This is a genomic window from Bacteroidales bacterium (assembly GCA_014860585.1).
Classification (GTDB): domain Bacteria; phylum Bacteroidota; class Bacteroidia; order Bacteroidales; family 4484-276; genus RZYY01.
The window spans coordinates 17,793-30,932 of record JACZJL010000018.1 but is presented as its reverse complement, the minus strand read 5'-3'; the positions used below and the strand labels follow the sequence as shown (position 1 = coordinate 30,932).

The window sequence follows — 13,140 nt, the reverse complement described above, 5'->3', positions numbered from 1 at the left end:
TGTACCTATCAATTTTGATACATATGATCGTTTAAAACAAAGGAGGTAAAAATGATTCTTTTCTCGAAAAACAAACAAGCACTGGTAGTTTCAATGCTGATTATGTTGGCTTTATTGCCCCTGACCGGCTTCTGTCAGACTGTTATCGAAATTCAGGTTGCACCCAATGTGCTGAACCTGAAAAATAACGGACAGGTTGTAACAGTTCATACTGATCTGGCTTATGGTGCAGTTGCTGCCACCACTGTGACTCTCAATGGTATTGCCATTGACCATTGGAAAGCTGACAACCAGGGAAATTTTGTGGCTAAATTCCTCATTGAGGAGATTAAAAATCTACCTTTAAACATCAACCAATTGAACACCCTTACGCTTGAAGGAACCAAAGCAAATGGGGAGACTTTTATCGGGTCTTATGATGTGATGGTGATTAATAAAGGGAAGTAGATTAATTTAGTATCTATAATTAACTGATACCATTTGAACTGGTTGATTTTCATAAAAAATCCGGTCATCATCTAAAACAATGACCGGATTTTTTTTGTATTGCCTCAGGGAGCTGTAAATCTAACAAGGCTCAAGCCTGGTCTAATTTTCCTGAAATTGACTGTCCATCAACTTTGTTTCACCTTTGCTACAGCAACCTCCACCACTCATTTCTTTGTTGGGTGTAAGCATTTTGTCTTTCGGACTGATGAATGGAATGCCGAGCGACATTCCCCTTAAAATGAAAATAATTCCAAGAATAATGATAAACACCGGAATAATCCGGTTCAACTTTCTTTTCATTGCACTTCCTATCATATGACCGACCAACGAAACTGTGAGCAGCAAGGGAATTGTTCCCAATCCAAAAGCGACCATAAAAAGTATTCCGGCTACTACATCATTGGTATTGATAGCTCCTGCAATAGCCACATAAACCAACCCGCAGGGAAGTAATCCATTCAACAGCCCGATAAAGAGCAGGTTGTTCTTGGTGTGGTTGCTGAACAAAGCCTTTAATTTGGCTACCAATTTTGTGGTGACGCCCTGGCCAAAGCTATTGGTATTTAAACGGTTTTTAAAAAGAAATGGAAACAATACACTCAGGATCATCACTACGCCAAGCAAAATGGAAGCCCATTGCTGGAAACCGGCCATTTCAATTCCTTTTCCAAGCAACCCGAAAATAGCGCCCATGATACCGTAAGTAATGGTACGGCCAAAGTTATAGAGCAGTCCCCCATATGCCCGATCGACGAAACTACGACTGCCAAGCGGAAGGGAGACAGCAATAGGCCCGCACATTCCAATGCAGTGCAGGCTTCCTATTAATCCAATCGTTAGCGCAGTGTAAATATGGAACATCATGGTAAATTCATGGTTTTTTCGAGATAAAATCCTTCACCTTCATAAGTCCAGTCAATTTTAACAATGTAACGTCCCGTCAGGCCTTTGGTTGGAAAACTGAAAAAGTGACTTGTGTCAACTGCGAGTTTTACTAATTTGTCATATTGATCTGATGTACGTTGATAAAACAGCACTGTCCCTTCCATTTTTGATGGATCAAATAGCTCGGGAAATCCTATTCTGATAATACCCTGGTCAACATTCAGGCTGATCTGGTCAGCAAACCCGGCGGCATTGTTACGCTTATTGATTAATTCCTGGTGGGCCTGCCCTTTTGGATAATAGTCGCTTTCGACCAGATCGACCCCTTCTCTGAACATTACCACACCAAAGATGATCACCATGATCATGAAGGCTGCCATGGCTACTGCAAGTTTACTTCCCCAATTCCACTTCATCGTTAATAATCATTATTTGTAACGCAATTAAAATCCGGTTATTCATCATTTATCCAATGAATTTGGTCCAACAAAGTTAAGCTTATATCGGGTGATCGGTTGATCAAGGCTAAAAATACCAAACTCAACCGGAGTATTGCTTGAATTGAGCTGTTGCGCAGGAAGAATGACCATGAAGTTAGCTTCACCCATAGTTTCCTTTTTCAAAAAAATATCCCCTGTTACAAATTTAATCTCCCCCTCAGGCGCGAGCAGTTTAATTTCAATGGGCAAATCCTCCCTTGTTTTGTTTACCATTTGCACTTTGTAAATGTTTGAAAAATGGTTAGGACCATATTCCTGGAACATGGTTCCCGGCATTCTGATTATCGTTACTTCGACCAGGCTTCTGAACGAAAAAAGGCTGCCTACCACAATCAGCAATACGGTCAAAGCAACGGAATAAGCTATTGACCGGGCATTGAAAATCTTTCGATTCCCGTCAGATATTCCTTTTTCAGCGTCATACCGGATCAATCCCCGCTTTAGTTTCACTTTATCCATAATCGCATTGCAGGCGTCAATACAAGCTGTGCAATTGATACACTCGAGTTGTGTCCCATTCCTGATGTCAATTCCGGTGGGACAAACGGTTACACAACTCCGGCAGTCGATACAATCACCTTTACCTGATGATGACCTATCTTCCAGAGGGTTGTGCTTACCTTTTGGTTCACCACGTTTGTAATCGTAAGCAACAACGATAGTGCGCGAATCGAGCAAAGTGCCCTGTAATCTGCCGTATGGGCAAACAAGGATACAAACCTGCTCGCGGAAGAAAGCAAAAATGAAATAAAAAGCACCGGAAAAAATCATCAGGGCAACGAGTGTTCCCATATTAGCTGAGGGGCCTTCGGAAATCAGTTCCTTCAACTGGTCAATTCCAACGATGTACGAAAGGAAAGTGTTTGCAACCAGGAATGCAATACCATAAAAGATAATGTGTTTCAGCGTTTTTTTCGATACTTTTTCAACGTTCCAGGGCATCCTTGCCAACTTTTTCTGCTTGCTGAAATCGCCTTCGATCAGGTATTCAATTTGCCTGAATACAAATTCCATGAAAATCGTTTGAGGACAGGCCCAGCCGCAAAAAAGCCGTCCAAAGATGACGGTAAAAAGGATGATAAAAACAATAAAAGTAATAATCGAAAGAACAATCAGGTGAAAATCCTGAGGCCAGAAAATTTGTCCGAAAAGAATAAATTTCCTTTCAAAAAAATTGAAAAGCATAAAGGGCTCACCCTTATATGAAATCCAGGGTCCGGCAAAAAAGAAAGTTAACAAAAATCCGGCAACAAGCCACCGGAAATTTGTTAAACGTCCTTTAGGTCTTTTTGGGTAAATCCACCTTCGCTTACCCTCTTCGTTGATTGTTGAAATGCGGTCGCGGAAAAAAGTTTTCTCCTCCGCTGTTGATGCTTGTTCGCTTTCAATCATTTGATGAAACTATTTTTTCAGAAATTTGTACACAGCTCCTGCAGCAATAGCACCAAGAACCGGAATGAGGATAAACAGCCAGAGTTGGGATATAGCCCAATCTCCGACAAAAACAGCCTGACTGATACTTCTTGCTGGATTAACTGAGGTATTCGTAACAGGGATACTGATCAAATGAATTAAAGTCAATGCCAGCCCAATGGCAAGTCCGGCAAATCCCTTAGGTGCTTTTTCGTCTGTTGCTCCCAGGATGATGATCAGAAACATAAAAGTCATGACAAACTCAGTAACCAATGCGGCCAGAAGGCCGTATTGTCCGGGTGAATGTTCTCCATACCCATTGGCTGCAAAATTTCCAATTTCAGAACCATTTCCGGTTGCAATAATATAAAGAACTGCAGCCGCCGCAATTCCACCCAGTATCTGTGAGATGACATAAGGAAGAATGTCTTTACCACCAACCCGGCCGCCTGCCCAGAGACCAATAGTTACGGCAGGATTTAGGTGAGCACCTGAAATGTGACCTAAGGAATACGCAATGGTCAACACGGTTAAACCAAATGCAAATGAAACTCCGACCAGCCCAATACCGACTTCAGGAAAAGCGGCTGCTAAAACGGCACTTCCACAGCCTCCCAGGACTAACCAGAATGTTCCAATAAATTCAGCAATGTTCTTTTTCATGATGATTATTGTTTTGAATTTTTACTACTCGTATGGCTTTTCGTTTACGCCCCGTTTTTATCGTGGTTACAAGACTCCACGTTATATCGTATCATTCGGTAATATGCTCTGAAAACCACTAACAATGAATCTGTTCAAAAATAATTATCTGTTATTGGTAAAGTTCCCCTTCTGATGCTTTTGGATTGGCCGGTGTTGAGCCGACAAGTTCATTTAGGATAAAACTCACTACTTCAAGCCGTTTACGGGGTGACATCTGATCTTTATAAGGAATCATTCCTTTTTCAATCACCCCCTCTTCGACAGTTTTATAAAGGTCCGCAACAGTGTTGCCATGAATCCAGTAATTATCAGTCATATTAGGTCCAACCAAACCACCGCCATCGGCAAGGTGACAGACTGCACAGATTTTTAACCATGTTTCTTTGCCTGAAGCTATCGAGGCAGGATCGGTAAGTAGAGCGACTTCGAAATTTGCTTCTGCCAATGCTTCTTTTTCCTTTTGAACGATAGCCATTTCATGGGCATATTCTTTCTCCTGAATCAGGTCTTTGGCCTTGAAAATCCAAATTCTTTCCAGATAGACGATTGAAAAAACAATAGTGATAATAAAGAGCCAAATCCACCATGAAGGCAAATCATTATCCAGTTCGCGTATGCCATCATAATCATGGTCGCTCAACAGGCGTTTATTGGTCAGTGTATCAATTTCGTATTCTTCCTGTTTCTTTTCCGGAGTATTGTCTGTAGTAATCATAATTTTTACTTTTTTTTGCTGATGTTTTACCTAAAGTCACCTATTGACACATCGTCATCATCCTCAAGCGGCAGATGGCTTGCAGCATCAACTTCACTGCTCTTCATCCTGAACACCCTGAACAACAATACGGAAAAGAACAAAAAGAAGATGATCAGGCCGATGATTGGAAACCATTGGATGTCTGCAATATTTTCGAGGATATTAGTAACGATCTTCATGGGAATCAAAAATATTAACGTTTGCGGGGTTTAGCAGCAGGTTCTGTTTTTTTAATATCCGTTCCCAATCGCTGAATGTACGCAATCAGGGCAATCACTTCTTTATTATCCGCCACCTCAATGCCTCCATCGCGCAACCCCTGGGCTATTTGACCAGCCTGTTTCATCAGGTCATCGTTTGCTTTTTCAGCATAGCCATCCGGGTAAGGGACTCCAAATGTTTGCATCACTTTTATTTTCTTTGGAGTAGTACTGATATCCAGGTCACGTGAAATGAGCCAGGGATAAGGTGGCATAATGGATTGAGCAACCAGTTTCTGTGGTTCCAGGAAGTGATTGAAATGCCATGAATCCGGTTTGTAAATCGCACCACCTTTGACGCCCTCCCTCGCCAAATCCGGCCCTGTCCGTTTTGACCCAAACTGGAAGGGATGATCATACACTGTTTCACCCGCTTTAGTGTACTCGCCATACCGTTCAACCTCAGAACGGAACGGTCGTATCATCTGGCTGTGGCAATTGTAACATCCTTCCCTGACATAAATATCGCGTCCTTGCAATTCGAGAGGTGTGTAGGGCTGAACATTTGCAATTGTCGGAACATTGGATTGAACCATAAACATGGGTACAAATTCCACAATTCCGCCAATCAAAATGGCTACTGTGGCTAAAATAGTGAATATTACAGGTTTGCCTTCAATAACACGGTGTCCTTTGTCTTTTTTAAGATCGTGAGTATGCAGTGATGGGGCCTCATCATGTTCAACAGGTTTGAAATTTCCATGGCCTGCAGTTTTTACCAGGTTGATAATCATCAGAATCACTCCCGTTATGTAAAGGATTCCGCCAAAAGCGCGGAAATGATACATGGGCAAAATTTGAACAACCGTTTCGATAAAATTGGGATAGGTGAGGTAACCTTCAGCAGTGAATTGCTTCCACATCAAACTTTGCGTTACCCCGGCAAAATAGAGCGGGATAGCAAAGAAAAGCATCCCTGTGGTTGCCAGCCAAAAATGAGCATTGGCCATTTTAACACTGTGCAGCTTGGTATTATACAATTTAGGCAGCAACCAGTAAAGCATACCAAAAGTAAGCATGCCGTTCCAACCCAGGGCGCCTATATGCACGTGGGCTATGGTCCAATCGGTAAAATGGGTAAGGGCGTTAACGGTTTTAAGCGATAACATCGGACCCTCGAAAGTTGACATACCATAAGCTGTAACACCAACCACGAACATTTTTAACACGGGGCTCTCACGTACCTTATCCCAGGCTCCTCTGAGAGTCAATAATCCATTCAGCATGCCTCCCCATGATGGTGCAATAAGCATGACCGAGAACACCACTCCGAGTGCCTGAGCCCAGTCGGGTAAGGCGGAATAAAGCAAATGGTGCGGACCTGCCCAGATATAAAGGAAAATGAGTGCCCAAAAGTGGATAATGGAAAGCTTATAGGAATAAATCGGACGGTTGGCTGCCTTCGGCACAAAATAGTACATCAGGCCAAGGTATGGCGTCGTAAGGAAAAAAGCCACCGCATTATGCCCATACCACCACTGCACCAAAGCATCCTGAATACCTGCATACACCGGATAGCTTTTAAAAAGGGAAACCGGTATAGCGACCGAGTTGACAATGTGAAGCACGGCAACAGTAACAAAAGTGGCAATATAAAACCAAATGGCTACATAAATATGTTTTACTCTCCGCTTAACCGTGGTCATAATCAGGTTAATCCCAAAAACTACCCAAACAAGGGCTATTGCAATATCAATCGGCCATTCCAACTCGGCATACTCTTTACCAACCGTATATCCCAAAGGTAATGTGATGGCTGCGGCAACGATAATCAACTGCCATCCCCAAAAATGAATCTTACCCAATAGCTCACTGTACATGGGAGTTTTTAAAAGGCGGGGAGTCGAATAGTAAATCCCTGTAAACATACCATTACCAACAAAAGCAAAAATTACAGCATTTGTATGTAAAGGTCGCAGCCTTCCGAATGATAACCAGGGAATACCCTGGCTCAGATTTGGCAAAAAAAGTTCGAATGCGATGATCAACCCAACAAGCATACCCACAATACCCCAAAGTATTGTTGCATTCATAAATAAACGCGAGATCTTGTTGTCGTAAGTAAACTTCTGTAGATCCATAGTCGTATTATTGATTATCAATGTTGTTGTTCTGTTTCTCTTTTGTTTGTTCCTCACCAACCTTTGTTTTGTTGTCAAAAAGCATCCTTACCGACGGTGAATAATCATCATCATATTGCCCACTTCTGACTGCCCAGATAAAGGCTGCAAGAAATCCCGCTGCGACTATTATTCCAATGATGATGAGGAAGATGATTGCTGACATTTCAATAAAACAGTTCTTATTTGAGAAAAACTGAGACAAAAGTATGAAATGAAATAATATTTCATCATCGATCAGTTAATTTAAAATTCATCTAAATAGAAACGCGCTGATTATGAATGAAGATTAAAAAAATTTTCTGAAATTTTAAAAAATCATCGCTCCGAAACAGGGAGTTTATATTTTGCAATCAGATTGATGGAAAGTGTTGCAAATGCGACTACAGAGATAGAACTAGCGGGCATAAGAATGGCAGCAACAAGAGGCGAAAGCAAAGCCGCGACTGCAAATGAAAGCCCAATAACATTATAAATCAGTGAAATCAGAAAACTCACCCTGATCACATGAAAACTTGACCTTGTAAAAGCAATAAAACGATCAATTATTTCAAATCTGGAGGAAGTCATAATGGCATCACAAGCAGGCGAAAAACTGAAAACATCATCAGCGATTGTCACACCAGTATCGCTTTCGAGGAGGGCGCCGGCATCATTTAGCCCGTCTCCGACCATCAAAACTTTTTTACCCTGCTTTTTCAATTTTTGAATATATTCCTTTTTATCTGCGGGACTTTGGTTAAAAAGTAATGTTGCATCCTTACCAAAGATCACAGCGAGTTTTTCTCGTTCCGCTTCATTATCACCGGAAATCAAATGGAGATCATACCTGCCGCCCAATTGTGTCATCACTTCCTGCAACCCTTTTCTGTAAGCATTTCCAATGGCAAAATAACCTTTAAGTTCATTATTGAAACTCACATAAACACGGCTTTCTTTAATCTCTGAGTGATCAGATGTTCCGGCTACAAATTGCCGGGAACCAATGTTCAGCCTTATTCCATGGATACTACCCGTTATTCCCATCCCGGGAATTTCCTCAAAAGTCTGTGGTTCGGAAGTATCAAACAAGTTTAAATGGTCATAAACGGTTTTACTTAATGGATGTGATGAATGCCTGACCAGGGATCGAATCATACTTTTTTCTTCACTGGTAATCAGTTCCCCATAAAATTCAACATCAACTTCCCGGTTGATTGTTATGGTGCCGGTTTTATCAAAAACAATGGTATCGGTGCGATAAAGCTGTTCGACAACATCAGTCTTTTTGAGATAAAAACCTCTGCGACCGAAAACCCGCATAGTGCTTCCAAAAGTGAAAGGTACAGTGAGTGCCAGTGCACAGGGACATGCGATGATTAGCACAGAACTGAATACATACACTGCAACCGAAATGCCTTCACCTAACCAGTAAAAGAACGAGGTGAAAGCTATGATTAGAATTACGATCGTGAAATAGTGACTAATGTTGTTCACATGGTTTCTGAGTGATGAAGCCTCATCTTTCGTACTTTTTTGATCCCAGAGCCGGGTCAGGTAACTTTGTTCCACTTCCTTTTCTACGATCAGCTCAAACGAACTGCCGATCTGGCGGCCTCCGGCATAAATAAAATCGCCTTCAGATTTTGGAACCGGCAGCGCTTCACCGGTGACGAACGAGTAGTCAATATTGCCTTTACCTTTGATTATGCGTGCATCTGCCGGGATCAATTCCTGATTGCGAATTAAAATCCGGTCTCCTTTTCTAAGGTCTTTGATGGGTGTTATTGTTTCTTTTCCAACAATGATTTGGGTTACTGCAACCGGAAAATACGACTTATAATCCCGCTCGAATGAAAGCGCCTGGTAGGTTTTTCCCTGGTACCATTTTCCAATTAACAGGAAAAAGATCAGACCGGCCAATGAATCCATGTACCCGATTCCATTTCCGTTAAATACTTCCCAGCTGCTTTGCAAAAACAAAGCGATAATACCCAAACTTATCGGAAGGTCGATGCTGATAATTTTGTGCCTGAGCCCTTTCCAGGCTGATAGGTAATAATCGCTGGCACTGTAAAAAACCACAGGGAGGATCAGTAAAAAGCTGAGCCATCCAAAAATATGTTTAAACTCCTGTTCAAGCAAATCGCCACCCGGCAGATACTCAGGAAAACTGTACATCATAATATTCAGGAAACTGAACGAAGCGATCCCAATCCTGATCAGCAGGCTACGGTCTATTTTTGGTTTTTTTCCTGGTTCCAGACGATCCAGGGTGATTTCGGGTACATAGTGAATGGCCGCCAGAAGCTCAGCCAACTGCCTCAAAGTGATCTGATCGTTTTTGAAGGAGATATGAACCTCTTTTTTCGGGAAATTCACATCAGAAAAGGAAATGCCCGGGTGAAGGGTGTTCAAATGCTCAAGCAGCCAGATGCAGGAGGCACAATGGATTGTCGGGATAAAAAAAGTAACCCTGGTCGCATTTCCATCCATAAAATCCGGAAGTTTTGCCGCTATCTCAGGGTTATCAAGAAATTCAAATTTTTTTAGCTGCTGTGGGGTCTCGATCCGGATTCCAGACATGGGTTGGATTTCGTAATACTGGCCAAGTTCTTTTTCGTGAAGGATTTCGTAAACTGCCTTACAGCCATGGCAGCAGAACATTTTTTCGTTCCATACCACAGGGCTATTTCCGCAATCGGCGCCACAGTGTATACATGCATTTTGATTCATTTTTACGGGTTGCTCTATTTCAAATTGAATGTGCCGTTTTGGGATCAGAAATCAGGAATTGACTGAATTCAATTTCTGGAAATACAAGTCAGAAAAGTATTCAAGTAAATGTGAAAATTGAATTAAAATAACAAATCGGCTAATAAACATCCGGAACAAAGGTCTGCTCATCGAAGGGTGGTCTGACATACCCTTTTCCGTTTGGACGTTCAGGAAGTTCAAACTCTCCAGGCGTCAGGTCTTCGTAAGGAACCATACGCAGCAGGTGATGAATACAATTGAGCCGTGCGCGTTTTTTGTCATCGGACGGAACAACATACCACGGCGATACCTTGGTGTCGGTGTAAGCAAACATTTCGTCTTTAGCCTTTGAATACTCAACCCATAATTCCCTCGATTTCAAATCCATGGGGCTGAGTTTCCATCGTTTTGTAGGATCTAATATCCGTGCCTGAAACCGTCTTTCCTGTTCTTCAATGCTTACTGAGAACCAGTATTTTATAAGAATGATCCCGGAACGGATCAACATTCGCTCGAAGTTTGGACACGAACGAAGAAATTCCCAATATTCATCGTCAGAGCAGTATCCCATTACACGCTCCACACCAGCACGATTGTACCAGCTCCGGTCAAACAGGACGATTTCACCACCAGATGGCAGGTGGGGCACGTAGCGCTGAAAATACCATTGTGTTTTTTCCCGTTCGGTAGGCGTACCAAGAGCAGCCACACGACAAATCCTGGGGTTTAGGCTTTGTATAATTCTTTTAATTGTTCCCCCTTTTCCTGCAGCATCGCGCCCTTCGAAGACCACTACTACCTTCAGCCCTTTCAGCTTAACCCATTCCTGCAGTTTTACCAGTTCGATCTGCAGTTTACCCAGCTCTTTTTCGTAAAATTCGGTCGAAAGCTTCTTTGGTTTTTCTTCTTCTTTTTCTTTGCTGTTTTTGTCTGATTTTCCCATTGGTTTTTTATGTGAAATGATTAATATTCAACAATTTTAACCCCGTCACCTGTTTCCGAAATGTAAAACTCCGCGTGAAGTTCGGTTTTTTTAAAGTAATTCTCTCCAACCTGGCTGATAAAATTTTCTAATTGACTTCCGGCTACAATATTGACTGAACATCCGCCAAATCCGGCGCCGGTCATACGAGCACCCAAAACCCCCTCAACATTTCGCGCTTCTTCAACGATGACATCCAGTTCTTCACCTGTCACTTCATAGTCAAAGCGGAGTGAGTTATGCGAAGCGTTCATCAGGCTGCCAAAGAGGCGAAGGTTTCCTTTTGCAAGGGCATTCACAGCATCCATCACACGCTGGTTTTCCGATACCACATACTTGGCTCTTTTACGAATAATGATATCTGGAATAATATGGCTCAGGTCAACAAACTCCTGGTAACTTAACTCCCCAAGTGAACCAATTGGCTTGACCTTGGAAATATATTCAACAGCTTTGTCACACTCCGAAACCCGCTCATTATATTTTGATTCAGCCAGCTGACGCTTTTTACCTGTATTTGCTATAGCAATGCGGTAAGTACCAAGATTTAGAGGGGGTAATTCATAATTAAGTGAATGACAATTTAGGAATAAGGCATGACCTTTCTTACTCAAACCCACAGCAAATTGATCCATGATACCACAATTAACCCCAACAAACCGGTTTTCAGCCCGCTGCGACAGGACGACCAGATCAACCAAATTGAGATTCAGGCCATAAAGCTGATTTAAGGCAGCTGCTGTTACTACTTCGATTGATGCTGATGATGATAATCCAGCTCCAGAAGGAATGTTGCCATAAAAAAACAAATCAAGGCCGGATAGATTTAAACCTAACTCTATCAGCTCATTGATGACGCCCAAAGGATAATTTACCCAGCTAACTTCATTTTTTTGGTTCACTTTTTCTATAGGAATTTCGGCAGATAAGTCAAAATTTCCAGAGGCCAACCTGAGCAGATTGTCATTGTTCTTTCTCATCAAAAGCCACGTACCAAAAGAGATGGCACACGGTAACACAAAACCTCCGTTATAATCGGTGTGTTCGCCAATCAAATTAACCCTGCCGGGAGCAAATGCGATAAGTAATTGATCTACACCACCCGGATAGCGATCGTGAAAGGCACTTTTCAATTGATTTAAATTCATCAGGTCGATCATAGTTTTGAAAGCACTAAACTAATTTATTTTTTACAAACAGGTTCTTTTCATTTTTTGCAAACGGTTTTGATTATTTTTGTCAGTGATTTCATAAATTAACTTTAAAAGATGATAACTCCCAAATTTGATCTGCATGTGCTAAAGGCTTTTCTTGCGATCATGCTTATTTTAGCGACATCAACATTGAATGCCCAGGTTAGGGAACCAAAATTTACTGAGGATGAAAAAAACTGGAGTGAGTACAATCTTACCGGTTGGCGTTTTGGTATCAATATGGGGATGTACTTTGCCAATAAAGGCTCAGCCCAGTTTTACAGCGGGCTGCCACAAAATGAAAACAATATTGCCTGGGTTCTCAATAACTATTACTGGTACCAGGAAATCAGGCAGGAGCTCAACAGCCGCGACATCATCAAAGGCTTTGACGAGGTTCCTCCTTCATGGAATGGCGCTTACGACCAGTGGAGAGCAATCTACAATGTACCTTCAGGGGATACTGCTCAATGGTGGATTTATTATCCCGAGAGTATGAAATATGACGCTGCCATATCGCCCGGCTTTTATGTGAAATACAATTTCAACAATACCACAGGAATTTTTATCCAGTCAAATTATGTGAAACTCAAAACCAGTGGAGCATTTCAATTGGTAATTGATTCAATCACCGGTTTTTCCGAACCGGCACTCCGTCAGGCCTATATCAGGGGCGAAGAAGAGAGGATTAATATTGACCTCGGCATCAGCAAATTTTACAGAACCGGCCAGATGACCAGTGTCTTTATAGAAACCGGCTTTCACTTCAACAGTACCGAAGTGCTCGAAAACAGAATTCAGATTGGGAATAAAGAGTACAGCATCGTAAATAACTATCTTAATCAGAATTATGTACCCAACTCAAACCAGACAGAATATTCGGTTTACCAGGGTGGAATGGGTTATGGGATATTCTTTAACGGCGGATTGAAGTTTATTCTGACAGAAAGCATTTCTATCGATCCCGGTGTCCAGCTTTACTGGAAAAAGATCAACCTTACAGGCTACGAAGACTTTGGTATGAGCTACTACACTTACATACGTATGATCTTCAGTTTATTTGGAGAAATGTAAAAACAATGGTTAGCATGAACTTTGGA

Annotated in this window: 13 protein-coding genes; 2 read left to right on the top strand and 11 right to left on the bottom strand. The window is 41.9% G+C overall.

The window, feature by feature from the left end; translation table 11 throughout:
* Nucleotides 1-51: 51 nt before the first annotated feature.
* The gene (locus tag IH598_01890) at nt 52-447 is read left to right on the top strand and encodes a hypothetical protein (protein MBE0637255.1); all 396 of its coding nucleotides are present in this window, start codon (nt 52-54) and stop codon (nt 445-447) included.
* Nucleotides 448-588: 141 nt separating this feature from the next.
* On the opposite strand, the gene IH598_01885 is transcribed toward IH598_01890, so the two are convergent.
* The 11 genes from IH598_01885 to IH598_01835 form a co-directional block, all read right to left on the bottom strand.
* Nucleotides 589-1,353 (bottom strand): sulfite exporter TauE/SafE family protein, encoded by a 765-nt coding sequence (locus tag IH598_01885; protein ID MBE0637254.1) that lies wholly within the window; start codon nt 1,351-1,353, stop codon nt 589-591.
* Nucleotides 1,350-1,790, bottom strand: a complete 441-nt coding sequence (locus IH598_01880; GenBank protein ID MBE0637253.1) for a FixH family protein — start codon at nt 1,788-1,790, stop codon at nt 1,350-1,352. Before IH598_01880 ends, IH598_01885 begins: the two co-directional genes overlap by 4 nt.
* Before the next feature lie 45 nt (nt 1,791-1,835).
* On the bottom strand, nt 1,836-3,266 hold the full coding sequence (ccoG, locus tag IH598_01875; GenBank protein MBE0637252.1) for a cytochrome c oxidase accessory protein CcoG: 1,431 nt from the start codon (nt 3,264-3,266) through the stop codon (nt 1,836-1,838).
* Between the two features lie 9 nt (nt 3,267-3,275).
* Nucleotides 3,276-3,950, bottom strand: coding sequence for an aquaporin Z (aqpZ, locus tag IH598_01870; protein ID MBE0637251.1), 675 nt, complete (start codon nt 3,948-3,950; stop codon nt 3,276-3,278).
* Between the two features lie 151 nt (nt 3,951-4,101).
* Nucleotides 4,102-4,707 (bottom strand): c-type cytochrome, encoded by a 606-nt coding sequence (locus tag IH598_01865; GenBank protein MBE0637250.1) that lies wholly within the window; start codon nt 4,705-4,707, stop codon nt 4,102-4,104.
* A gap of 26 nt (nt 4,708-4,733) precedes the next feature.
* Complete coding sequence (locus tag IH598_01860; protein MBE0637249.1) at nt 4,734-4,928, bottom strand: CcoQ/FixQ family Cbb3-type cytochrome c oxidase assembly chaperone; 195 nt, start codon at nt 4,926-4,928, stop codon at nt 4,734-4,736.
* Between the two features lie 14 nt (nt 4,929-4,942).
* Complete coding sequence (ccoN, locus tag IH598_01855; GenBank protein MBE0637248.1) at nt 4,943-7,090, bottom strand: cytochrome-c oxidase, cbb3-type subunit I; 2,148 nt, start codon at nt 7,088-7,090, stop codon at nt 4,943-4,945.
* Between the two features lie 7 nt (nt 7,091-7,097).
* On the bottom strand, nt 7,098-7,295 hold the full coding sequence (gene ccoS / locus IH598_01850) for a cbb3-type cytochrome oxidase assembly protein CcoS (GenBank protein MBE0637247.1): 198 nt from the start codon (nt 7,293-7,295) through the stop codon (nt 7,098-7,100).
* A 152-nt stretch (nt 7,296-7,447) separates the two neighbouring features.
* Nucleotides 7,448-9,844 carry a heavy metal translocating P-type ATPase metal-binding domain-containing protein gene (locus IH598_01845; GenBank protein MBE0637246.1) on the bottom strand — a complete coding sequence of 799 codons (2,397 nt, stop codon included), beginning with the start codon at nt 9,842-9,844 and terminating at the stop codon, nt 7,448-7,450.
* A gap of 139 nt (nt 9,845-9,983) precedes the next feature.
* Nucleotides 9,984-10,808 carry a polyphosphate kinase 2 gene (gene ppk2 / locus IH598_01840; protein MBE0637245.1) on the bottom strand — a complete coding sequence of 275 codons (825 nt, stop codon included), beginning with the start codon at nt 10,806-10,808 and terminating at the stop codon, nt 9,984-9,986.
* Between the two features lie 20 nt (nt 10,809-10,828).
* Nucleotides 10,829-11,995, bottom strand: a complete 1,167-nt coding sequence (locus IH598_01835; GenBank protein ID MBE0637244.1) for a galactokinase — start codon at nt 11,993-11,995, stop codon at nt 10,829-10,831.
* Nucleotides 11,996-12,115: 120 nt separating this feature from the next.
* Between IH598_01835 and IH598_01830 the strand changes: the two genes are divergently transcribed.
* Nucleotides 12,116-13,114 carry a hypothetical protein gene (locus IH598_01830; GenBank protein ID MBE0637243.1) on the top strand — a complete coding sequence of 333 codons (999 nt, stop codon included), beginning with the start codon at nt 12,116-12,118 and terminating at the stop codon, nt 13,112-13,114.
* The last annotated feature ends 26 nt before the right edge of the window (nt 13,115-13,140 follow it).